The organism is Leucobacter sp. cx-328, assembly GCF_014530035.1.
Taxonomy (GTDB): domain Bacteria; phylum Actinomycetota; class Actinomycetes; order Actinomycetales; family Microbacteriaceae; genus Leucobacter.
Genome location: NZ_JACVMX010000002.1, coordinates 33,186 through 55,048, shown reverse-complemented (window position 1 = coordinate 55,048; position 21,863 = coordinate 33,186). Strand labels below are relative to the sequence as shown.

The 21,863-nt window shown below is 58.7% G+C and carries 20 protein-coding genes and 3 tRNA genes; 18 read left to right on the top strand and 5 right to left on the bottom strand.

Features of this window, described 5'->3' with window-relative positions:
- The first annotated feature begins 297 nt into the window (after positions 1-297).
- The 11 genes from dnaN to ICL81_RS02845 all read left to right on the top strand — a co-directional run bounded on the left by dnaN (position 298) and on the right by ICL81_RS02845 (position 10,807).
- Positions 298-1,440 carry a DNA polymerase III subunit beta gene (gene dnaN, locus ICL81_RS02895; RefSeq protein ID WP_188033485.1) on the top strand — a complete coding sequence of 381 codons (1,143 nt, stop codon included), beginning with the start codon at positions 298-300 and terminating at the stop codon, positions 1,438-1,440.
- A 9-nt stretch (positions 1,441-1,449) separates the two neighbouring features.
- Entirely contained in the window at positions 1,450-2,646 is a 1,197-nt protein-coding gene (gene recF / locus ICL81_RS02890; protein WP_188033484.1) for a DNA replication/repair protein RecF, read from the top strand.
- Between the two features lie 77 nt (positions 2,647-2,723).
- Positions 2,724-3,140 (top strand): DUF721 domain-containing protein, encoded by a 417-nt coding sequence (locus tag ICL81_RS02885; protein ID WP_251381724.1) that lies wholly within the window; start codon positions 2,724-2,726, stop codon positions 3,138-3,140.
- Positions 3,141-3,497: 357 nt separating this feature from the next.
- Complete coding sequence (gyrB, locus tag ICL81_RS02880; RefSeq protein ID WP_188033481.1) at positions 3,498-5,486, top strand: DNA topoisomerase (ATP-hydrolyzing) subunit B; 1,989 nt, start codon at positions 3,498-3,500, stop codon at positions 5,484-5,486.
- A gap of 25 nt (positions 5,487-5,511) precedes the next feature.
- Positions 5,512-8,049 carry a DNA gyrase subunit A gene (gene gyrA, locus ICL81_RS02875; protein ID WP_370566839.1) on the top strand — a complete coding sequence of 846 codons (2,538 nt, stop codon included), beginning with the start codon at positions 5,512-5,514 and terminating at the stop codon, positions 8,047-8,049.
- Positions 8,042-8,449: a DUF3566 domain-containing protein gene (locus ICL81_RS02870; RefSeq protein ID WP_188024801.1), complete on the top strand. Its 408-nt coding sequence runs from the start codon at positions 8,042-8,044 to the stop codon at positions 8,447-8,449. The genes gyrA and ICL81_RS02870 overlap by 8 nt, the downstream gene beginning before the upstream one ends.
- A gap of 69 nt (positions 8,450-8,518) precedes the next feature.
- Positions 8,519-8,595 (top strand) — tRNA-Ile (locus ICL81_RS02865).
- A 528-nt stretch (positions 8,596-9,123) separates the two neighbouring features.
- Positions 9,124-9,690, top strand: coding sequence for a M57 family metalloprotease (locus ICL81_RS02860; protein ID WP_188033479.1), 567 nt, complete (start codon positions 9,124-9,126; stop codon positions 9,688-9,690).
- 11 nt (positions 9,691-9,701) lie between these two features.
- Complete coding sequence (locus tag ICL81_RS02855) at positions 9,702-10,256, top strand: hypothetical protein (RefSeq protein WP_188033478.1); 555 nt, start codon at positions 9,702-9,704, stop codon at positions 10,254-10,256.
- Positions 10,257-10,479: 223 nt separating this feature from the next.
- Positions 10,480-10,555, top strand: a tRNA-Ala gene (locus ICL81_RS02850).
- 176 nt (positions 10,556-10,731) lie between these two features.
- Positions 10,732-10,807 (top strand) — tRNA-Ala (locus ICL81_RS02845).
- Between the two features lie 83 nt (positions 10,808-10,890).
- Here the strand turns inward: ICL81_RS02845 and ICL81_RS02840 are convergent.
- The 3 genes from ICL81_RS02840 to ICL81_RS02830 all read right to left on the bottom strand — a co-directional run bounded on the left by ICL81_RS02840 (position 10,891) and on the right by ICL81_RS02830 (position 14,258).
- Positions 10,891-11,805, bottom strand: a complete 915-nt coding sequence (locus ICL81_RS02840) for a dihydrodipicolinate synthase family protein (RefSeq protein ID WP_188033477.1) — start codon at positions 11,803-11,805, stop codon at positions 10,891-10,893.
- A gap of 9 nt (positions 11,806-11,814) precedes the next feature.
- On the bottom strand, positions 11,815-12,156 hold the full coding sequence (locus tag ICL81_RS02835) for an antibiotic biosynthesis monooxygenase (protein WP_188033476.1): 342 nt from the start codon (positions 12,154-12,156) through the stop codon (positions 11,815-11,817).
- Positions 12,157-12,251: 95 nt separating this feature from the next.
- Positions 12,252-14,258 carry an Ig domain-containing protein gene (locus ICL81_RS02830; protein WP_188033475.1) on the bottom strand — a complete coding sequence of 669 codons (2,007 nt, stop codon included), beginning with the start codon at positions 14,256-14,258 and terminating at the stop codon, positions 12,252-12,254.
- Between the two features lie 310 nt (positions 14,259-14,568).
- Here ICL81_RS02830 and ICL81_RS02825 point away from each other — a divergent pair, with 310 nt between their 5' ends.
- From ICL81_RS02825 to ICL81_RS02805, 5 genes are all read left to right on the top strand, one after another.
- The gene (locus ICL81_RS02825; RefSeq protein ID WP_188033474.1) at positions 14,569-15,801 is read left to right on the top strand and encodes a histidine kinase; all 1,233 of its coding nucleotides are present in this window, start codon (positions 14,569-14,571) and stop codon (positions 15,799-15,801) included.
- Entirely contained in the window at positions 15,789-16,493 is a 705-nt protein-coding gene (locus ICL81_RS02820) for a response regulator transcription factor (protein WP_188024808.1), read from the top strand. The genes ICL81_RS02825 and ICL81_RS02820 overlap by 13 nt, the downstream gene beginning before the upstream one ends.
- A gap of 500 nt (positions 16,494-16,993) precedes the next feature.
- Positions 16,994-17,458 (top strand): DUF4097 family beta strand repeat-containing protein, encoded by a 465-nt coding sequence (locus ICL81_RS12140; protein WP_370566838.1) that lies wholly within the window; start codon positions 16,994-16,996, stop codon positions 17,456-17,458.
- Between the two features lie 32 nt (positions 17,459-17,490).
- Positions 17,491-18,528, top strand: a complete 1,038-nt coding sequence (locus tag ICL81_RS02810) for an alpha/beta hydrolase (RefSeq protein WP_188033472.1) — start codon at positions 17,491-17,493, stop codon at positions 18,526-18,528.
- A gap of 10 nt (positions 18,529-18,538) precedes the next feature.
- Positions 18,539-19,102: an NUDIX hydrolase gene (locus ICL81_RS02805; RefSeq protein WP_188033471.1), complete on the top strand. Its 564-nt coding sequence runs from the start codon at positions 18,539-18,541 to the stop codon at positions 19,100-19,102.
- Positions 19,103-19,348: 246 nt separating this feature from the next.
- Here the strand turns inward: ICL81_RS02805 and ICL81_RS02800 are convergent, their stop codons facing one another.
- Positions 19,349-19,849 carry a DNA/RNA helicase gene (locus ICL81_RS02800; RefSeq protein WP_188033470.1) on the bottom strand — a complete coding sequence of 167 codons (501 nt, stop codon included), beginning with the start codon at positions 19,847-19,849 and terminating at the stop codon, positions 19,349-19,351.
- A 177-nt stretch (positions 19,850-20,026) separates the two neighbouring features.
- On the opposite strand from ICL81_RS02800, the gene ICL81_RS02795 reads away from it, so the two are divergent.
- Together ICL81_RS02795 and ICL81_RS02790 are read left to right on the top strand one after the other, a co-directional pair.
- Positions 20,027-20,536 carry a peptidylprolyl isomerase gene (locus tag ICL81_RS02795; protein ID WP_188024813.1) on the top strand — a complete coding sequence of 170 codons (510 nt, stop codon included), beginning with the start codon at positions 20,027-20,029 and terminating at the stop codon, positions 20,534-20,536.
- 251 nt (positions 20,537-20,787) lie between these two features.
- Complete coding sequence (locus ICL81_RS02790) at positions 20,788-21,468, top strand: rhomboid family intramembrane serine protease (protein WP_251381720.1); 681 nt, start codon at positions 20,788-20,790, stop codon at positions 21,466-21,468.
- A 122-nt stretch (positions 21,469-21,590) separates the two neighbouring features.
- Here ICL81_RS02790 and ICL81_RS02785 read toward each other — a convergent pair whose 3' ends face one another.
- A complete protein-coding gene (locus tag ICL81_RS02785) occupies positions 21,591-21,863 on the bottom strand; it encodes a cell division protein CrgA (RefSeq protein ID WP_188033468.1) in 273 nt (90 codons plus the stop codon).

Genomic DNA, 21,863 nt, shown 5'->3' with positions numbered 1-21,863 from the left:
TACTTGTGAATTGCGCGGTTTTTGTAAGTTTCGCGGAATCACAAGGATGTGGAGCTATTCAAGATCCTTCAACAGGTGACATTCGTGTAGTTCCCTTGTGGTTATTAGCTCCGACGAAGTTATCCACAGTTTCCACAGGGCCTATTACGATTACAGATTCTTGTTAACTTTCATGGGCACTCCATCACTCTTTACCGAAGCCGAAGTGCTCGACACGAATGCCAAGAATCTTGGAATGTGCAAAGATATGTGAGTCTGGGCACGAGCCCTCACTCTCAGCTTCGAAAGGGATGCAATATGCGTTTTACGGTCCATCGGGATTTATTCAGCGATGCCGTTTCGTTTGCAGCGAAGCTTTTGCCTCAGCGACCAACTCAACCTTTGTTGAGCGGTGTGCTTCTAGAGGCTGAGAACCAGTCACTGACGATTTCGTCTTTTGACTATCAGGTTTCCTCACGCACGGAAATCGCTGCTGAAGTAAGCACTGCTGGACGTGCGTTGGTTTCAGGACGCCTTCTTGGCGAAATTGCGAACCGTTTGCCCCACTCTGATGTTGAAATTTCTCTCGTGGAAAGCCGCGTAGAGGTTCGATGCGGATCTTCATCGTTCAGCCTGCCCGCAATGCCGGTTGAGGAGTACCCGCAGGTTCCTGTTGTGGACACTGTTTCAGGTGTTGTTCCCGCAGATGAATTTGCAAAGGCGATTTCTCAAGTCGCACTTGCTGCTTCGAAGGACGATGTCACTCCGGTAATCACCGGTGTGCTCTTCGATATCGCAGAAAACGTACTGACCCTGACTGCTACCGACCGTTACCGCGTGGCTACCCGCGGCATCGATTGGGAGCAGCAGTCGGAGAACGTCCCTTCTCAGGCACTCGTGCCGGCGAAGATCGTCACAGAGGTCGGAAAGACCTTCTCGAATGAGGGTCAGGTTCGACTTTCCATCATCAAAGATGGTGAGCGTGAGCTCATCGCCTTCAGCGGTGGCAACAAGACCGTAACGTCGCTTCTCATCAAGGGCAACTACCCACCCGTTGGCCGCCTTTTCCCTGATCAGGTGACGAATTACGCGGTGATGAGCACAAGTGAACTGATCGAGGCTGTTGGCCGAGTCGGGCTTGTTCTCGAGCGCGAGGCAGCACTCCGTTTTTCCTTCAGTGAGGGCACCGTGGTGCTCGAGGCTGCGGGTACAGAGTCGGCTCAGGCTCAGGAAACCGTTGATGCACATCTCGTTGGTGACGACATGATCGTGTCACTCAAGCCGCAGTTCTTGCTCGATGGCCTGCGTTCGACTCATGCAGAGTTTGCTCGCATTGGCTTCACCCGTACCGACAATCCGGGTAAGCCGGGCCCCGTTCTCATCACGAGCCAGCGCAGCAAAGACGAGGCTGATGACGAGAGCTTCCGCTACCTGTTGCAGCCTAACCTGCTGCTTCGATAAGAGGCAGCGTTGCGCGTCGCGCACCTTTCTCTAAAGGATTTTCGGAACTACGTTTCTGCGGAACTCCCGCTCAAACCAGGACCGAACCTGCTCTTCGGCAAAAACGGACAGGGCAAGACCAACCTTGTTGAGGCAGTTGGTTTCTTCTCGACGCTTCGTTCACACCGCGTGAGCTCGGATGCTGCGATGGTACGCGGAGACGCACCGGCAGCAATCGCACGCATGAAAGTCGCAGCGGGGGAGCGCGACGTCATTCTCGAGGCACAGATCAACCGCGTCGGCGCTAATCGTGCACAGCTGAACGGAAATCCTGTTCGCGCACGCGAGCTCACTCGCTGGTTTTCCTCAGTTCTGTTCGCCCCGGAGGATCTTACGATCGTTCGTGGTGAACCATCCGTTCGCCGTCGCTTCATGGACGATGCACTAGCGGCACGCCTTCCGATTGCCGGCGGAGCCCTGAACGACTACGAGAAGATCGTCAAGCAGCGCACTGCGCTGCTGAAGTCAGCACGAACGCAGCCACGTTCGGCTATTGAGTCGACTCTCTCCGTTTGGGATGAGCAGCTCGTTGAGCACGGTGTGCGAATCATGTTGGCACGGCGTGATTTAATCACCGACCTCGAAACACCCATGCGCGACGCCTACACTTCACTTGTCGGGGCGGACCATTCACCCACGATGCGTGTCTTCGAATCAGTTGCTGACGTACTCGAGGGAGTAAATTCGCATCGTGTTTCACGTGAAACAGGGCTCGGCGCCTCGCGCGCTTCACAGTCAATGGAGGGCCCATCGGTTTCACGTGAAACGCTCACTGAACAGTTCCACGAGGCAATTCAGCTGGTTCGGCAGCGCGAGTTTGATCGGGGAGTGACACTGGTTGGACCCCATCGGGATGACATCCTACTTTCGCTCAATTCGTTGCCAGTAAAGGGATACGCGAGCCATGGTGAGTCGTGGTCATTCGCGCTCGCCCTTAAAGTCGGACTCGCTAATGTCCTTCGCGCTGAGTCTTCTGCCGGTGATCCCGTGATTCTTCTCGATGATGTCTTCGCTGAGTTGGATACTGGGCGTCGTGAGCGATTGATGCAAGCGGTGAGTGATTTTGAGCAGGTTATTGTCACCTCTGCTGTCCGCGAAGATATCCCGGCAGGGCTGGACTGGCACGAAGTTCAGGTCATCGCCGGCGAGCTCGTAGAGGGCACTTAGTAATGGTGGCGCCAGGTAGTCCAGGCTTTTCTGCCGACGCATACCTGCGTGCGAAGTCGGTATGGAAAGGGCGTCCTATGCGACGCCGCCGTCTCGCCGCCCAAGACGGTGAAGGCATCACTCGACCCTTTGCCAAAGGACGGGACCCGCGCGCGCTCGGCGACCTTCTCGATGTCGTTGCCCAAGACATGGGGTGGCGCGGAGAACTTGATCAGGCGCGCCTGGTTTCCGAGTGGTCTGCGTTCGCGGGGGAGTCCACCGCTGCACACACGACCGTGGTCGGCATTGAGAATGGCATCCTCCAGGTGCAGTGCGATTCGACGACTTGGGCGACTGAGCTCCGACGATTGCGTGCTGAACTCATTACCCGAATTCTTGTTGACTACCCAGATTCCGATATTCGCGATATCAAGTTCATGGCTCCGGGGGCTCCAACCTGGCGGCACGGTCGACGAGTTGTGCCTGGTCGAGGCCCCAGAGACACCTACGGATAGTTTTCCCAGATCGATTCTGCGGTCTCGACTGGAACTGGTGTCCATCTTGGCTCATTTTACCGTGGAGCGAATCTGGAGTAACTCGTTTCACGTGAAACAGGGGAGGTTCACTCATCAGACGTTTACCCTATCTAGTGCAAGAAATCCGGAATCCGTGTTTTCTTAGATGGGCAGCTAAGGCCGTTCTGGTGGACAGGCCTCTTCGGAAGCTGAAATTATGACGGAGCCACGCTGCAAAACATGTCTCAGAACGCACGCAAATGGCCGTATTTCGACCCAAAAAGGGTAGACTTGGGTACTGAAGTGTGCCGCGACAATTCTGTCGCCTGGCGATCCACAGAGAGTGTGTAACGCAACATGAATTCAGAGCAGCAAACCCAAGAGTACGGTGCGGATAATATCCAAGTACTCGAGGGTCTCGAAGCAGTTCGCAAGCGTCCCGGTATGTACATCGGCTCGACCGGTCCTCGTGGCCTGCACCACCTGGTGTATGAGATCGTAGATAACTCTGTCGATGAGGCGCTCGCAGGTTACTGCGACACTATCTCAATCACCATCTTGGAAGACGGAGCGGTACGCGTTATCGATAACGGTCGCGGTATCCCAGTCGACGAGCACCCCACCGAAGGTCGGTCGACCGTGGAGGTCGTCCTCACAGTTCTCCACGCGGGTGGCAAGTTCGGCGGTGGCGGTTACGCAGTGTCGGGTGGCCTCCATGGCGTTGGCTCTTCGGTTGTGAATGCGCTCTCGACTCGTTTCGATGTCGCCGTAAAGCGTCAAGGTTTCACGTGGAACATGTCGTTCACGGACAGTGTTCCCGACGCTCCGCTCGCGCAGGGCGAAGCCACCGATGCAACCGGAACAACTATTACTTTCTGGCCGAGCGCAGAGATCTTCGAGACGATCGAGTTCGACTACGACACTCTTCGCACTCGATTCCAGCAGATGGCGTTCCTGAATAAGGGCTTGCGTATTGAGCTCACGGACCTTCGTCCGCAGGAGCCGGTGGAGAACACGGACGGTGAGCTCGTAGCTCCCGCGCCGAAGCACGACAGCTTCATGTACGAGCGTGGCATTGAGGACTACGTCCAACACCTCAACGCTTCGAAGCGTGCAGAGGTCGTTCACGACGACATCATTTCGTTCGAATCCGAAGATGCTGAACGAAAGATCTCAGCTGAGATTTCGATGCAGTGGACGACGTCGTACTCAGAGAGCGTGTACACCTACGCAAACACCATCAATACGCATGAGGGTGGTACGCACGAGGAAGGCTTCCGTGCGGCGCTCACCACGTTGGTGAACAAGTACGCGCGTGAAAAGAACATCCTCCGCGAGAAGGACGACAACCTTTCTGGCGATGACGTTCGTGAGGGTTTGACTGCGGTTATCTCGGTCAAGCTGGGGGAGCCCCAGTTCGAAGGCCAGACAAAGACCAAGCTCGGTAACACCGAAGCAAAAGCGTACGTCCAGAAGGTCGTCTCGACCGAGCTGGGAGACTGGCTCGAGCGCAACCCCGGCCCCGCGAAGGACATTATTCGTAAGGCAATTCAGGCTGCGACTGCTCGTCTCGCTGCGCGTAAGGCGCGCGAGACTGCTCGCCGCAAGGGCCTGCTCGAGTCGGGCGGCATGCCCGGCAAGCTCTCGGACTGCACGAGCAAGGATCCCGTAGTTTCCGAAATCTTCATCGTGGAGGGCGACTCGGCAGGTGGCTCGGCAAAGACCGGACGTAACCCCGAGACCCAGGCAATTCTGCCCCTTCGCGGCAAGATCCTGAACGTTGAGAAGGCACGCCTTGATCGCGCACTCAACAACGCAGAGGTTCAGGCAATGATCACCGCGTTCGGCGCGGGCATTGGTGAAGACTTCGACGCAGAGAAGGCGCGTTACCACAAGATCGTCCTCATGGCCGATGCTGATGTCGATGGCCAGCACATCACCACGCTGCTGCTGACGCTGCTCTTCCGCTACATGCGTCCGTTGATTGATATGGGCTACGTGTACCTCGCTCAGCCGCCGCTGTACCGCATCAAGTGGACCAACGCAGATCACGAATATGTCTTCAGCGATGAAGCGCGCGACGCGGCCCTCGCGGCCGGTGCGGCTTCAGGCAAGCGCCTCCAGAAGGAGAGCGGTGTGCAGCGCTACAAGGGTCTTGGTGAGATGAACTACGAAGAGCTCTGGGAAACCACGATGAACCCTGAGACGCGTACGCTCCTCCAGGTCACTATGGAAGATGCCGCAGTTGCTGACGAGGTATTTGCAACGCTGATGGGCGAGGACGTGGAAGCACGTCGTGGCTTCATCCAGCAGAACGCGAAGGATGTGCGTTTCCTTGACATCTAACAATGAGACCCCGGAGGTCGAGAGCGTGAGCACTGAGAATACCGGCACCGATGCATCCAGGGGACGCATCGAGCAGATCGAGCTGAAGACCGAGATGCAGCGCTCGTACCTCGATTACGCAATGAGCGTGATCGTTGGTCGTGCGCTTCCTGACGTTCGTGACGGTTTGAAGCCCGTTCACCGTCGTGTGATCTACACGATGTACGACGGTGGCTACCGCCCAGACAAGGCATTCTCGAAGTGCACCCGTGTTATCGGTGACGTCATGGGTCAGTTCCACCCGCACGGTGACTCGGCGGTGTACGACTCCCTCGTTCGCCTCGTGCAGCCATGGGCAATGCGGTATCCACTTGCGCTTGGTCAGGGCAACTTCGGCTCGCCGGGTAACGACGGCGCGGCTGCACACCGTTATACCGAGACCAAGATGTCCCAGCTCGCCATGGAAATGGTGCGCGATATCGATGAAGACACCGTCGATTTCCAGGACAACTACGATGGTCGTACCCAGGAGCCCACGGTCCTGACGGCGCGATTCCCGAACCTGCTGGTCAACGGCTCAGTGGGTATCGCGGTCGGCATGGCGACGAACATTCCGCCGCACAACCTCCGTGAGGTTGCAAGCGCTGCGAAATGGCACCTCGAGAACCCCGACGCCTCCAAGGAAGAGCTTCTCGAAGCCCTCATGGAGCGCGTATCGGGTCCTGATTTCCCAACGGGTGCGCGCATCCTCGGTACCCGCGGTATCCGCGATGCTTACACGACGGGACGCGGATCGATCACCATGCGTGCTGTCGTGGAGATCGAAGAGATCCACGGTCGTACCTGCCTCGTGGTGACCGAGCTCCCGTACCAGGTGAACCCGGATAATCTCGCGATTAAGATTGCCGACCTCGTGAAGGAAGGCAAGATCCAGGGCATCGCGGATATTCGCGATGAGACCAGTGGTCGTACCGGTCAGCGCCTAGTCATCGTGCTGAAGCGCGATGCGATCGCAAAGGTTGTACTGAACAACCTGTACAAGCACACGCAGCTGCAGGAGAACTTCGGCGCGAACATGCTTGCCATCGTCGACGGTGTGCCCCGCACGCTGCCGCTCGACGGCTTCATTACCTACTGGGTACGCCACCAGGTCGAGGTCATCGTCCGCCGTACCGAGTACCGCTTGAGGAAGGCTGAGGCTGAGGCACACATTCAGCGTGGCTACCTCAAGGCACTCGATGCGCTTGACGAGGTCATCGCACTGATCCGCCGATCGCCAACGGTCGATGAGGCTCGTGAGGGCCTCATGACGCTCCTCGACGTCGATCAGATTCAGGCCGACGCAATTCTTGCCCTCCAGCTGCGTCGTCTTGCAGCGCTGGAGCGCCAGAAGATCCTTGATCTCGCAGCAAAGCTCGAGGCACTCATTAAGGACTACGAGGGCATCCTCGCTTCGCCTGAAGAGCAGCGCTCGATCATCGCTGAGGAGCTTGACGAGGTCGTGCAGAAGTTCGGCGACGATCGCCGCACCACGATTCTTCACGGCTACGACGGCGACATGTCGATGGAAGACCTCATTCCTGAAGAGGAAATGGTCGTCACCGTTACCCGCGGTGGCTACGTAAAGCGCACGCGCATCGACAACTACCGTTCGCAGCACCGTGGCGGCAAGGGTGTCAAGGGTGCGCAGCTGCGTGCTGATGACATCGTTGAGCACTTCTTCGTGACCACTACGCATCACTGGCTGTTGTTCTTCACGAACACCGGCCGTGTGTACCGTGCAAAGGCGTATGAGCTTGCTGAGGGCGGTCGTGACGCAAAGGGCCAGCACCTTGCAAACCTGCTTGCGCTCGCGCCAGACGAGACGGTCACGCAGATTCTCGATCTCCGTGACTACTCGGACGCCGGCTACCTGTTGCTCGCTACCCGTAACGGTCTGGTAAAGAAGACAGCTCTTGCTGAGTACGACACGAACCGTACCGGCGGCATTATCGCGATCAAGCTCCGCGAGGGTGACGAGCTCATTTCTGCGTTGGTCGCAGAGGCTGATGATGACATTCTGATGATCTCGAAGCACGGAATGTCGATCCGCTTCACGGCGAGCGATGATGCGCTCCGTCCGATGGGTCGCTCGACCAGCGGTGTTCGCGGTATGAACTTCCGTGAGGGAGATTCACTGCTTGCGGCCTCGCGTTTGACCGATGATCAGGGATTTGTCTTTGTTGTCACCGAAGGTGGCTACGCAAAGCGAACCGCTGCAGACGAGTACCGAGTCCAGCAGCGCGGCGGTTACGGCATCAAGGTTGCAAAGCTCGATGAGGAACGCGGCGATCTTGTCGGCGGCTTCATCGTGGGGGAGGACGACGAAGTTCTTGTCGTCCTCGCAAGTGGCAAGGTTGTTCGTTCAAACGTGAACGAAGTTCCTGCCAAGGGCCGTAACACCATGGGCGTCGTGTTTGCACGGTTCCCAGAACAGGATCGTATTATTGGGATCGCGCGGAATTCGGAGCGCGGTCTCGACGAGGGCACCTCTGAAGATTCTGAATCTGAGACCCCAGAGAACAAGGAAAACGTGAATGAGTAATACAGTCGCAGACAAGCTCGCGAACAAGAGCCGTAAGAAGGCGCCGACCAAGCAGGTCCGCCTGAAGCTCGTTTACGTCGATTTCTGGTCGGCCGTGAAGTTCTCGTTCCTCGTTTCGGTGTGCCTCGCGGTAGTGAGCATCGTCGCAACGATCCTCGTGTACTTCGTGCTTGTGCAGACTGGCGTGCTCGATCAGATCAACCAGCTCTTCATGGACATCACCGGTGGCGAGTACAGCTTGCTGAATATCCTCGGCTTTGCCCAGGTCTTCGGCTTCTCGGTTATCGTCGGCGTACTGAACGTCGTCGTCGGAACCGTACTCGGTGCAATCGCTGCGCTGCTCTACAACCTCATTGTGCGGGTTGTTGGCGGCTTCCAGCTTGGTTTCACCAGCAACTAAGACACGCCGAACAGGCGGCGTCGATTTTGCCGGCCAAGGATTGACCGTATAAAGTTAACTCTTGGTTGCGGGGCTATAGCTCAGGTGGTTAGAGCGCTTCACTGATAATGAAGAGGTCCCAGGTTCAAGTCCTGGTAGCCCCACCAAAACCGAAAGGCAGTTGAGAAATCAACTGCCTTTCGTCATTTCTGCGCGCACTTCTCGTTTGCGGCTGAGCGCAGTGGATAGGTGCTGAGTCTCTCACTCGTATCGTCTCCACGAGCGAACGAACGAGCGAACGAACGAGCGAACAAGCGAACGAGCGAACAAGCACCAGCGCCAAGCTCGCGGCGCTCAAGGCACGTACGTCTTTGCCAAGTCCGCCTTCTGACAGCGATCCGACACAATTCGTCATAGTGACGACAAAATAGATCGCCGTAAACGCCTCTCTCAAGGGTTTGCGTGTGTGCACAGAGCAGCACCCGCAGACTGACCAAATTGACGCGCTTGTGAGACTCTCGTGCGTCTGAGGATGACGCTTTGCGATCCGCATCCCACCGCAGGAATGTGCGCGCCGCCAAATGTACGAGTAGTGAAACAACGCCTTGTACAAAAAAGCGCTTGTGTGAATCTCATAGCTTCACCAAACTAAATCCCAAGAACACGATGAGGTGTTCGTACCGAAAGGGGGAAGCGTGAAGAAAATTCTGATTGGCACTCTTGCGGTTTTACTCGCGGTCTCATTCCCGGTCTTTAGCGGGGATGCAGCCGAAGCCGCAAACTTCGTAGGGTGCAAAATAAAGACACGGACAATTCTGTGGAAGGACGCGACAACAGACGCGGCCTACAGATCGGCAGCCACAAGCGCGATCAGTTCCTGGAACTCCAGCACGAAAGTCACTTTCAAGAAAGTCAGCTCTGGCGCTCAGCTCACCGTCGCCAACGGAAACTTTGGGACGACAGGGTTCGACGGAATTATGAAATCCGGCACCACTCTCAAGGCACCAGGTTGCAAAAATGGCGCCTGGACCTCCACCGCCTTCGCATGGCTCAACACGAAATACACAAACAGCTACGCAGCCGCAGCGAAGAAATCCGTGTTTACGCATGAGATCGGTCATGCGCTCGGGCTTGCCCATCAGGACACGGGTGCCTGCTCGAAGCTCGCGGTGATGCACCGCTCGAGCCAGGTACGTTATGCGCAGTGCAAGATTTCGACCCCGCGGGCGGATGACATCGCCGGCGTCAACAAGATCTACTAGGGGAGCGGTACATGTTTGCAAGCAGGTTCGCAGCGATGGGTGCTGCAGCACTTCTCCTTACTGGCCTCGCTGGATGTTCATCGGCGGCTTCGAGTGAGAGCACAGTGGCAGTGTCCCCAGAACCGACGGTGGAAAGCTACGAAGTGAGCAGGGTGATGAGTTATGGCACCATCGCAGATCTCACGGCAGGAAGCGACCTGGTCGTTGTCGCCAGTATCAGCGAGGAATTCACTGAGACTGAGATGGACGGGCTGCCATTCACTGACCGCGTCGTGCACCCGAGCGACGTGCTGAAAGGATCAGCAACCGAGCAAGTCACGGTCGTAAGTGTGGGCACCCCGAAAGCCGTGGGAGCGCTGAAGCCCGGCACTACAGATCTCCTCTTCCTCACCGAGTATGAGTACGAACCTGGGGTGGCAACGGGTAAGTATGTAGTCACCGGGGTGTACGCCGGAGTCTACGAGCAGACCCAGGGGAGCGAATTCATCAAGCTTGACCCAGAGTCGCCCGAACTACCAGTCACGCTCAAGCTCGAAGACGTTATTGCTACTATCGCCGACGAATAACCCGGCTCGTGCACGCGCTTGTGCACGCCTGTGTCGATGCGTCTTGCGGTTTGGGCAGCGGGAAACTGCTGCCCAAACCGTGCGCGGATCGGGACGCCCGTGTGCCGCGACGTACGGCGCTGGCGCCTTGCGCTGGCACGTCGGCGTGTCGCGATTTTGCACTGAGGGCTGGGGAAGCGCTATAGTTTCTTGAGTCGGAACGGGTTCTTCCCGGTCAGATAACGGGTCCTTAGCTCAATTGGTAGAGCGCCTGCTTTGCAAGCAGGAGGTCGCGAGTTCGATTCTCGCAGGATCCACCACTGAACCCCACCTCATTGAGGTGGGGTTCTTTCGTTGTGTTTTGTTGGTGGGAGCCTGGCGGTGTCGCACTGACACGAGGCCCGCGAAACGCCCATTCGTGACCGCCCGATTTTTACTCCCTGAAATTCTGGGATATAGTTAATGAGTTCGCACGGAGAATATCCGGGTAAACAACGGGTCCTTAGCTCAATTGGTAGAGCGCCTGCTTTGCAAGCAGGAGGTCGCGAGTTCGATTCTCGCAGGATCCACCACTGAACCCCACCTCATTGAGGTGGGGTTCTTTTGTATTGAGCGCCCGGCGCCAGCCCCGGAATGCTGGGACCGAGTGAGGGAACTAATTGATGAGCTCGGCCAGCACCTGAGAAACTCGATCCCGCTCAACTGATCCGAGGCCCTGTACCGGCAATGGCAGGCACGACATATCTGCATAACCCAATTGCTCGGCAACGGCCGCAATCGGACGGAGACTACCGCCGAGCTCGGTGAATAATTCAAGCAAAGGTGCGAGCCGAGCTGACGCGGTTCGCAAGAGATCCGCGCCCTGTGGATCGCCTGCTCGTGCGCGCTGAGCTGCCCGGGCCAGCGCGAGTGCTTGGACGGGGAGTGTGCCACCGAGCACTGAATACCATGCGTCACAGCCGGCGAGTAGACCGGTTGCAGCGGACTGGTCGCCAGAGACACCGATCGTCACGTGCTGGGGGATCGCAGCGCGAATCTGTGAGACTTGCGCACGAGCGGCAACCAGATCAGCGGGCACTCCAGGAATCTTGATCGATGCGATGCCAGGCAGCGCCGCGATGCGTGCGTACAGATCGACATCGAAGGTGAAGTGGGTCGTGCGTGGGTTGTCGTAGACGATGACGGGGAGTGGTGAGCGTTCGGTTGCCGCACGGAACAACTCGTATACCTCGTCGTGCGTGAGCGGCTGGTAACTCACAGGCGCAACGAGCACTGCCGAAGCACCGGTACTCTCGGCCACCGAAATGTTCTCGAGCATGTGGCTTGTGCGCAACGCTCCAACTCCAATGAAGACAGGCACGTCTCCAGCGTTGTCCACAGCAATCTTGGTGACGCGGGCGCGTTCCGCTTGCGTGAGGTAGGCATAGGAGCCAGTAGAACCAAGCGCGGTGATCGAGTCAACGCGGGCGACGGCTAGACGCTCCACGATTGCCGCGAAGGCGGCTTCGTCGACGTGATCCGCGCGCATCGGAGTCAGTGGGAAGGCGCTCAGGCCGGTGAAAAGAGACATCGTGGGCCCTTAGACGCCGGCAGGGATGTGCTCGAGACCGAGCGCAGGGTTTCCGTAGACCGCCTGAACCTCAGAGATCACGACGCGGTACTCGCCAAGCCATTCGCCGTAGCGTGCCTTCGCGAGCTGGTGGGTATCCATCGCAACGAGCTCACGCAGCGACTCCATGCTGGACCAGTAATACACCTCTGCGTGGAGGCCGGTCTCTTCGTTGTGCCAAGCTTCCTCACCGAGGAACCCATCAATCTCACGTGCGCGCTGCGCAATTTCACTATCAATGCGGTGGAACTCGTCAGTGAGATTGCCCACCTCGAAGATGAAGGTGGAGCTGAATTTTGGCTTCGTTGTCATCCACTGATTCTCGCAGGAGAGTGCACGAGTGGGCGAGTGCGCGAGGGGGGGGTGGTGGGGCGTGGCGCGGATCCGCATCCAGCCCCACCACAGCGCTATGCGCGGCCTCGGCGAGCGAGGAAGACGGCGCCTGCTCCGATGATGGTGAGAAGTCCAGCTGCCCCGGCAACCAGGGTCAAACCTGCGCCGCCAGTGTGGGCGAGGTTACTGGCACCGGTGGTGTCCCCACCGTTTCCTGGGTTGCCCGGAGTCGGCTTGGGCTCGGGCTTTGGCTTCGGGTCAGGCTTTGGCTCGGGGTCTGGCCCCGGAGCGGCCTTTTCGACCGTCACGTCAACGGTCTGCGTTGCACTGCCGAACGCATCAGTAACGGTCGCGACTACCGTGTAGTTGCCAGCTTCTGTCGGGGTGCCACTCAAGAGCTTGGAGTTCGCATTGAAGGTGACCCCTGCTGGCAGGCCGTCGATCGACCAGGTTTGCTTGCCCTGTGCGTTCGCACTGAGTGTGATCGGGGTGATCGGTTCGCCGACACGCATGGTGTTCTGTGGGGCTTGTGAGGTGATCACCGGGGCGGGACCGGTGATTGAAACAGGCTCAGATGCGCCAGACACATTCCAAAAGTCGTCAACGTACGCGAGACGGTACTGCAGTGCGACGCTCTCTTCGGTTGCTTCTACATCGAGCGTGGTGGAGTGCTCATCGAGATCGGTCCAGGCGGTGCCGTCGGGGGAGGACTGCCAGGTGATGTTGCTGGCTGCGTCTGGTTTCACCCCGTCGAGCCTCACCGCGAAGCGGGCTGAGTCGCCGAGTCGAGTGACCGCGGCATTCAGGGGCTGTGTGGTGATCACGGGTGGCAGAAGCACGGTGATGCTGTTGTCGGTGTCGGGTGCTGATCCGCCACCGTTGCTCACAACGATTTCGCCGATGTCGGTGCAGCTTTCTGGGAATGCGGCCTCGTCGGCGCACGTAGCGCGCTGATCCATGTAGATGGGGACACCGTCGGTGTCGCGGAAGCTGTCTGATCGCCGATCCTCGGTGCCAGCGACCTCATTGCCAAAGATTGCAGGGGCGACAAGATCGTATTCGGTCGTGAGACCCCAGGCGCGATCTTCGCGTGCGCTACCTTCTGACGGATCGTTGCGTGGATCCACAATGAAGTCATTCATGTACCGCGCGATGGCTACCGAGCCGGTGAGCGCGCCTGAATTCGGATCGTAGCGCTCCACATACCAGGAATAGCCGGTAGAAAAGAGTGATCCGGTCTTGAGGTCTGAGCGGATCCGATCGAACTGCCAGGTAGCAAAGTTAGTGTTGGGGCCGTTCTCAATAGCAAGCGTCGCCGCGTTGAGAACAGTGATGCTCGCGCCATCAAACGCACGTCCACCTGAGCCGACAATGACGGAGTTTCCATCGGCGCTCAACGTGATTGATCCAGTACGGTCGACCCCGATGCTCTGCGATGCGGTGATCGTGCCGGTCGAGAGATCTAGCTTTCTGACGGTTCCGTACACATCGGCCATGTAATAGCTTTGGCCATCTGTGCTGATGGTGTCGCGGTACGAACTCGACGACGGAACTGGCAGGGGCGCCCCGACTAGCTCGTTCGTCAGCGTGTTGAGCGTGAACACGTGCGTGCCACCAACGGAGAACGCGAGTACGTCAGCATCGCGCGCCGCAGACAGTGGTGAAATCTGCCCGGGAACGTCGAACCGGATCGTCTTGACGTGTTTGCGTGATTCCAGATCAAAGACATACAGATCACGGAAGCTGTTCGCTGGGGTGTCTGTAGACGCGCGAGATGTTGCGTAGGCGTATGTGCCGGTGCGGCTGAGTGTGAGAGACCACGGCTGCGCATTCTCAAGTTCGGTGCTCGTGGCAAGTGCCGGGTCTCGCATGACGGGAATGCGGATCGAAAGCGCATCACTCACAGCAGCCTGTTCCCCACCAAGAATGCGCGGGTCTTCGACATTCATATCTGGACTCGGAGGAGAAGGATCAGCCGGCGCAACTTCTGATACTTCCGCGGCGTTGGCTGGTGCGAGGGTTACTCCGAGCAACATGGTGCCGATGACGGCTCCAATGCTCAGTCCTGTGCGCATCTTCATGTCTGGTTCACTCCATCGTGGAAAGATCGACCACGCACTCGCTTAACGGAGACGTAGCTATATGACGGATCTTACTGGCGCGCGTCGCTAGAAAACAGCGTCAGTATGGGCGCGGATCAGCTTCACTGTTTCACGGGAAACATCGTAGGCCGGCCCAGGATGGTGTGGCGTAACCCCGGGTTTTCGTGGAAGAAGTGCACTTCGCAGTGGGCGGTTCGTGCCGAAAGATGGCAAAAGGTAGGGAAACCCAGAAAACATCTCTCCGGGTATCGGGCTACTCCCGCATGCAGTCGCACCGTAATTTAGAGGTATGAACACACAAACCTCGAGCCGGCAGAAGCCGCCGCTGAGTATCGGGCTGACGATTTTGCACCTGCTGGCGTACGGCGTCATTGGGTTTGGGCTCGTGGTTGGGGGAGCGAGCTACATCGCGATTTCGATCGGGCTCATCCCACTCGCGGGCATAGGCCTGGTCATGCTCGTTGGTGCTGTGTACGCGTTGTTCGGCATCGGCTGGTTTGAAACTCGTCGTGTCTCAGAGCTCTACGACCTTGGCATTCCCGACCTGCGCTTCACCCGCCGCGAGATTCCGACGTTTGGTGGTTGGCTGAAGGCAGTGCTGCGGCAGTCGGTTGATGCACGCATGTGGCGCGCGCTCGCGAACTCACTCCTGACCATTGCGCTGGGTTTCGTGCTCCTCGTGATCTTGCAGTGGGTTTTCCAAACGTCGTTTGATGCGGTGCAGTCCCTCATTTGGGGTAACTCTGCGGCATCTTCGGGAGTGCGAATGGGCATTGCGGTTGCGGGCTTCCTTTTCTGGCTGGGCACCCTGTACGGCGCAGCCATGTTGCACCGACTGCTCTCGATCGCGCTCATCGGTTCGGCTGTGCGTGAAGCAGAGCTCGAAGAGCGAGCTGCGGCATCGCAAGAACAGCGCAAAGGCGCGGTACGCGCAGCAGATCTTGAGCGCACCCGAGTCGAACGCGACCTACATGATGGCGTACAACCTCGACTCGTCTCAACTGCGATGACCCTTGGGCTCGCAAAAGAGATGATCGACACTGATCCTGAAACCGCAAAGACGCTCGTCGCTGAGGCCCACACCTCAACGAAGGCTGCGATCACTGAGCTGCGTCAGCTCGCCCGAGGCATTTATGCTTCCGTTCTCGATGACCGTGGTCTCGACGCAGCTCTCTCCGCGCTCGCCGCACGGTCACACATCCCAGTAACTCTCGATGTGCAGCTCACCGGTCGGTGTAGCCGTACAGCTGAGGCAGCCGTCTACTTCGTGATTGCAGAGTCACTTACCAACGCGGCTAAGCACTCGCGTGCGAGTGAATGTCGAGTCATAGTGCGCCTCCGAGAAGATGGCACACTCTGGGCGCGAATCGAAGACAATGGCATCGGTGGCGCCACCCTAGTACCGGGTGGTGGCCTAGACGGTGTACAAAACCGCGTGCTTGCAGCGGGCGGCACGAGTACCCTTGCTAGCCCTAAGGGCGGCCCAACTACTCTGGAGGTGAGCGTGCCATGCGCATCGTAATGTGTGAAGACTCTGTATTGCTGCGAGAGGGGCTTGTACGTCTCCTCGAACACGGTGGACACGAGGTTGTAGCAGCCTTGCCCGACACCACGGGCCTCATGGAAAAGGTGGCAGAGGCCAACCCCGACCTGTGTATCTTTGACGTTCGGCTCCCGCCAACCTTTACTGATGAAGGAATCCGCGCGGCTCTCGAGCTACGCCAAACGCGACCAGAGCTGCCGCTCCTCGTCCTCTCACAGTATGTGGAGGAGCGATACGCGAGCGAGCTCATCGGAGCAGGTCCGAGCGGTGTGCAGACTGGTGCGTTCGGTTATCTCTTGAAAGACCGCGTTGCAGACGTCGGTGACTTCATCGCAGCAATTGAACGGATCAGTGAAGGTGCGACGGTACTCGACCCTGAGGTCGTAGCTCAGCTCCTCGCCCGCCGTGCCAAAGACGAGCGCATGCAGCAGCTCACCCCGCGTGAGCGTTCAGTCTTGGCAGCGCTCGCCGAAGGGCGCTCGAATCAGCTGATCGCTGAGCTCCTCTTCATCTCTGAGGCGAGCGTCGAAAAGAACATCACCGCGATCTTCCAGAAGCTCGGGCTTGAGGCCGAAGACGGAAACCGTCGGGTGCTCGCCGCGATCGCGCATATTGAGAGCGCGGGCGGGCCCGCTCACACGAATCGACCGCAGAACGGAATGGGCGCATGACCGACCAGCAGAATTTCACAGGGCAGCAACAGCAACCGCAGCATTTGCAGCAATCGATGCAACAGCCGCACCCACCAACGCAGATGCCGCAGCCGCCGGCCTCCGCCCAGCGTCCAAAGCGGCGCCGCGGTGTAGCAATTGGCGTCGGTATTGCTGGCGGTGTCGTGGCGCTTGGAATGCTTAGCGCTGCTGGCATCTGGCTTGCGAGTCTCGCCTATGAAGCGACTGCTGCGAGCGAGTCACGAGCGGCCACTTCACAGGGTTTTGCGAACGACGGAAAGTTCCACCCGCAGCAACACGGAGAACGTAGTTGGACGGTCGATCTTGATCTCACGAACGTGCGAGCGATTGAAGTGAACGCGGCAGCGTCTGCAATGACCGTTCAGTTCACTGACATCGAAGTCCCGACGCTGAGTATCGAAGGGAACTTTGGCTACCAATGGTCCGCGTACAACGACGAGGGCACACTACAAATCGAGCGCACTGGCAACGCGAATCCGATGCAGATGAACGACAACGAACAAGCAACCCTTCTACTTCCTGTCGAATACGACGGGAAGCTCAGTGCCGAAATCAACGTTGGCGCGGGGGACCTATCGCTCGCGGGTAACTTCGTAATGCTCGACATAAACGTTGAGGCTGGCCGTGTTGACTACACGGGCACCGCGACCGCAGTGGAGCTCGAAGTAGGCGTGGGCGATGCAACGCTCAATGTCACCGAGGCACGCACTATCGATGCCTCGGTAGGTATGGGGCAGGCCACCATCACGGCCGAAGGAAAACAGCCTGCGAGTGTCACAGTCGATGTCGAGCTCGGTAGTGCCGATGTGACATTGCCGGCTGGCGGTTATCGAGTGAGTACTCAGTCTGAGATGGGCAGCATTACCAACCTCCTCACACACGATCCGAAATCTCCAAACGTGGTTGATGTCAGCGCTGAAATGGGAGAGATCACACTTCGCTAGGAAAGACTCTGCACCACAGCTAGTCTGAACCCATGACTGTAGAGTGGCGCCCTGATGTGCTCGGTGAAGGCTTCGAGTGCACCGAGATCGACCTGGGGGAAGACACCGAAGGTCCCCTCGTTGCTACTCTGGTGCGATCCCTGCCTGCAGAGCGGAGCTTGTGGCAGCGGCTGCTGCGATCCGCGCCCCCAGAAAAGCCAGACCTTTCCAACGTCGACGTGCTGTACGTCCACGGCTGGTCTGACTACTTCTTCCAAACTCCGCTCGCGCAATACTGGACCGCTCGCGGCGCCCGTTTCTACGCACTCGACCTGCGAAAGTACGGGCGCAGCTTGCGGCCAGGGCAGACCCCGGGATACATCGAATCGCTCGATGAATACGACGCCGAGATCGCGCGAGCGGTTGCGATCATCGGGGGAGAAGGCAGCGCGAGCGGCGCGAACCACGGCAGTACCGGCCGCGAGCTCGTCCTCCTCGGCCACTCGACGGGCGGGCTTGTGCTCAGCCTCTGGGCGGCAAACAACCCTGGGGTGGCAAGCGCGCTCATACTTAACAGTCCCTGGCTTGAATTCCAACTCTCTTCCGTTGCGCGCAAGCTCATGATGCCCATTATGAATATGAGTGCGTGGATCGCTCCGCGCGAGGCGAGCCCGCAGTTCGACTTCGGGTATTACAGCCGTGCGCAGCGTGAGGTCGGCCCCACAGAGGTGCTCGACCGGCTCAACCACGAGTGGCGGCCAGACAAGTCTCACGCGGTCTACAGCGGTTGGCTCCGTGCCGTGCTTACTGGCCACGAACGGGTTGAGAAGGGGCTACACCTCACGATCCCGGTCTGCGTGATCATGTCTGACCACGACGAAGCACCCTTGCGGTGGAGCGACGCACTCACGACCGCTGACACTGTGTTGTCAGTGAAAGCGGTTGCGTCGGCGGCGACCAGGCTCGGTCGGTCGGTCACGATTGAACGTATCCCGAACGCGTTGCATGATGTGTTTCTGTCTCGGAAAGATGCCCGCACGGAAGCATACGCGCGGTTAAACTCCTGGGTCACAGGGTGGCGAGCAAGCTAAGCTCATACGTATGGATCTACGAGTTGCTGCATACGCAGTCATTGAGCGGCGCGGCAAGATCCTTTTGACGCATTGGCGTCGTGGGCACCTGCACGGCTGGACATTGCCCGGTGGCGGACTAGAAGACGGGGAAGATCCGCGCGACGCAGTTGTGCGCGAAATCTTCGAAGAAACCGGTCTGACCGCGAAGGCAGGTCGTCTGCTTGGTGTCGACTCTCGCGTAATGGTGCGCGAAGACGTTGAAGACGGACAGACTCCCGAGTTGCACACCATCCGCATCGTGTACCGCGCATCTGTTCAAGACGGCCCGCTCGTACATGAGATTGACGGTTCCTCCGACGAGGCACGTTGGGTTCCGATCCGCGAAATCAAGTCGCTCAAGACACTTTCGCTCGTGCGAACCGGTATGCGGATGGCTGGCATTCAGAACCGTCCCGTTGCTGCACGCAACCCGCGCCGAAAGCGCGCAGGCAAGCGCGGTGGGAAGAACGGCGGCCAGGGCAACCAGGGCAACCAGGGCGGCCAAAGTCAGAGCTCAGGTTCGGGCGGTGACTCGGGTTCACCGAGCGCATAGCCCTCGCGGGTGCGGGTGAACCCCGCGAGAAGACCCCTTTCTCTCGAGATTGACCCTTTCTACGCGTAGAAAGGGTCAATCTCGGCAACAAGTGCCCGTTTCGCGGGCTTTGCAGGCCAGGCCAGGCCAGGCCGCGCCAGGCCGCGCCGAGCCAGGCCGCGCCAGGCCACCGAGCCGGGCCGCAAGAACACACAGCAAAGGCGGCCAGGGAACCCCTGACCGCCTCGCCGAATCACACGTAGAGTATTAACCCTCTGCGCTGACCCAAAGATCTTCGTCGGTGCTGAACGCGCGGGTGAGCAGCACGCCAACAGCGGTCGCAGCTGCGACGCCGAGCGAGATTGCGATCCACTTGCCAGCGCCCGAGCGCTTCTTCGCGGGCGCGATGTAGCCGGTGCGCTCACCGAAACGGCGAACCTGCTTGGCAGCGTTCTGGTTTTCGAAGCGGTCGAGGGTGCGAATGGTGCCCTGCAGCGCGTTCGAGACCATGGGAGCAGTCGCGACACGAACCTGCTCCGCGGTGCGGCGAGCGTTCTCAATGCCGCACTCTACGCCGGGACGGACGCGGTTCCACGTCTTCTCGACGCGGGGAGCGAGGTGCTCGTCACTGAGGTGACGGGCCTGGCGACCTGCGTGGTTCAGAACCTCGCCGGCCTGGCCGAGCACGACGCGCTGCTGATCGAGCAGCTCCTGTGCTTCAGCGCGCAGACGGCGGAGCTCGCGGCGGCGTTTACGTGAGAGCTTCATTCGACTCCTCCTCCAGTCCGCGTGGTCGGCGCCATGCGGAACACTTCAGTTGCTCCAACGCTACACCGAATCCGCCTGTGCGTCCTGGTATTCCCTGTAGTTTCTCATCTCGTCTTCCGAGAGAACTCAACGCTTCTTCCCGTATGAACTCAGAGCACCTCCCCGTAGACTGAGTACATGACCATTCATACTTCTGTTGCGACCATTCACACCAACCACGGTGACATCGTGATCAACCTCTTTGGTGACCACGCACCGAAGACCGTGAAGAACTTCGAAGACCTTGCGAACAAGGGCTTCTACGACGGTGTTATCTTCCACCGCATTATCAAGGACTTCATGATCCAGGGCGGTGACCCCACCGGTACCGGTACCGGTGGCCCCGGCTACAACTTCGACGATGAGATTCACCCCGAGCTCTCGTTCGACCGTAAGTACCAGCTCGCTATGGCGAACGCTGGCAAGCGTCCCGACATGACCGGTCGCCTTTCGGGCACCAACGGCTCGCAGTTCTTCATCACCACCACTGAGCCCGCATGGCTCACTGGCAAGCACACCATCTTCGGTGAGCTCGCTGACGATGCTTCGAAGGCTGTCGTTGACGCGATTGAGTCGGTTGCTACTGGCGCAATGGATCGCCCCGTTGAGGACGTCGTCATCACCGGTGTTGAGATCGCTGCGGTCTAATTCCGTTGTCAACTAACGGCTCTGGCCCCGTATTTGGCGAACGCGCTGAGTACGGGGCCAATGACGTGTGTTACCGCCACAAGACGCGGCCCAGTTTCACGCTGTGCCAGCGTTGCGGTCGAACGGTGTGCGGTGAATGCCAGGTAACGTCCGCAGTTGGGCTGCTGTGCCCAGACTGCGTACGAGAGGCCACACCCAGTGGTGCGAAGCGTGCTGGCCGCGCGACTCGAGTGCTCGGGCGTCGCATCAGCATGATGGAAACTCCGGTCACGATGGCGATCATCGCGATTTGTGCGGTCGTCTTCGTCTTGCAGCTCATCACTCACTACTTCGCTTCTGACTTGGTGACGACGGCGCTGTGGTATGCCCCGCTGTACTCACGCCCCGAGGTGTTTGAACCCTGGCGCATGCTGACAGTGATGTTCACGCATTCGACCGGATTCTGGCTGCATATTGTGTTGAACATGTATGCGCTGTGGATCTTTGGTCGCGAGATTGAGCGGCGGATCGGCCGCACGGCCTTCGCCGCGCTGTATGTCTTCTCTGGCGTTGGCGGATCACTCGGCGTCATGTTCTGGGCTTACGTCCAGCCCTCGGCGCAGCTCGTTCCGACGGTGGGTGCCTCTGGCGCGATCTTTGGCGTCTTGGGTGCGATGTTCGTCGCAATGAAGGCGATGCAGGTCGACACGAAGTCACTGGTTGTGATGCTCGCCATCAATATCGGCATCGGGTTCCTCCCCGGCGTCAGCATTGCGTGGCAGGCACACCTCGGCGGCTTCCTGATCGGTGCGCTCACGATGTTCATCCTCGTGCGCACGCAGGGGCCACGCAAACGTGGGGCGCGGATCACCTTCCTCGCCCTCGAAGCTGCGCTCTTGGTTGCACTCAGCTTTGCGTACTTTGTAGTGTCGCCAAGCTTGGTGCTCAACTAGCACTGCGGAATAGATCCGCGATAAAACCTTGAAGGCCCTCGGCAGTACGCCGGGGGCCTTCAAAGTTATCCACAGGTTTCTCCCCAGTCTGGGGAGAAACTACATGGGTGTAATTCTTGTGGTTACTTCCACCAGGGGGTCATGAGGAAGCCGATCAAGACGAAGCCAAAACCAACGAAGATGTTGCCATTCCCGAGTGCGGGAATGGGGAAGCCGACGGTTGAGCTCGTGATGTAGTACGTCACGATCCAGATGAGTCCGATCAACATGAAACCGAACATAACGGGCTTGAACCACACGGGGTTCGGGGCCTCATTGCGTGCAGCACGGCGCGCCTCAGCGCTAGCGACCTCTGCCTTGCCGTTCTTCTGCACTTGCTTTCCTGATGCAACCAT

What these genes read in the sequence shown, in the direction of transcription:
- ICL81_RS02800 (WP_188033470.1), bottom strand. Translation starts at nt 19,849, where the DNA reads ATGAAGCTCTCACGTAAACGCCGCCGCGAGCTCCGCCGTCTGCGCGCT.
- ICL81_RS02855 (WP_188033478.1), top strand. Translation starts at nt 9,702, where the DNA reads ATGTTTGCAAGCAGGTTCGCAGCGATGGGTGCTGCAGCACTTCTCCTT.
- dnaN (WP_188033485.1), top strand. Translation starts at nt 298, where the DNA reads ATGCGTTTTACGGTCCATCGGGATTTATTCAGCGATGCCGTTTCGTTT.
- gyrB (WP_188033481.1), top strand. Translation starts at nt 3,498, where the DNA reads ATGAATTCAGAGCAGCAAACCCAAGAGTACGGTGCGGATAATATCCAA.
- ICL81_RS02820 (WP_188024808.1), top strand. Translation starts at nt 15,789, where the DNA reads ATGCGCATCGTAATGTGTGAAGACTCTGTATTGCTGCGAGAGGGGCTT.
- ICL81_RS02810 (WP_188033472.1), top strand. Translation starts at nt 17,491, where the DNA reads ATGACTGTAGAGTGGCGCCCTGATGTGCTCGGTGAAGGCTTCGAGTGC.
- ICL81_RS02785 (WP_188033468.1), bottom strand. Translation starts at nt 21,863, where the DNA reads ATGGTTGCATCAGGAAAGCAAGTGCAGAAGAACGGCAAGGCAGAGGTC.
- ICL81_RS02835 (WP_188033476.1), bottom strand. Translation starts at nt 12,156, where the DNA reads ATGACAACGAAGCCAAAATTCAGCTCCACCTTCATCTTCGAGGTGGGC.
- ICL81_RS02805 (WP_188033471.1), top strand. Translation starts at nt 18,539, where the DNA reads ATGGATCTACGAGTTGCTGCATACGCAGTCATTGAGCGGCGCGGCAAG.
- ICL81_RS12140 (WP_370566838.1), top strand. Translation starts at nt 16,994, where the DNA reads ATGCAGATGAACGACAACGAACAAGCAACCCTTCTACTTCCTGTCGAA.
- ICL81_RS02795 (WP_188024813.1), top strand. Translation starts at nt 20,027, where the DNA reads ATGACCATTCATACTTCTGTTGCGACCATTCACACCAACCACGGTGAC.
- ICL81_RS02790 (WP_251381720.1), top strand. Translation starts at nt 20,788, where the DNA reads ATGATGGAAACTCCGGTCACGATGGCGATCATCGCGATTTGTGCGGTC.
- ICL81_RS02840 (WP_188033477.1), bottom strand. Translation starts at nt 11,805, where the DNA reads ATGTCTCTTTTCACCGGCCTGAGCGCCTTCCCACTGACTCCGATGCGC.
- ICL81_RS02830 (WP_188033475.1), bottom strand. Translation starts at nt 14,258, where the DNA reads ATGAAGATGCGCACAGGACTGAGCATTGGAGCCGTCATCGGCACCATG.
- ICL81_RS02885 (WP_251381724.1), top strand. Translation starts at nt 2,724, where the DNA reads ATGCGACGCCGCCGTCTCGCCGCCCAAGACGGTGAAGGCATCACTCGA.
- ICL81_RS02825 (WP_188033474.1), top strand. Translation starts at nt 14,569, where the DNA reads ATGAACACACAAACCTCGAGCCGGCAGAAGCCGCCGCTGAGTATCGGG.
- ICL81_RS02870 (WP_188024801.1), top strand. Translation starts at nt 8,042, where the DNA reads ATGAGTAATACAGTCGCAGACAAGCTCGCGAACAAGAGCCGTAAGAAG.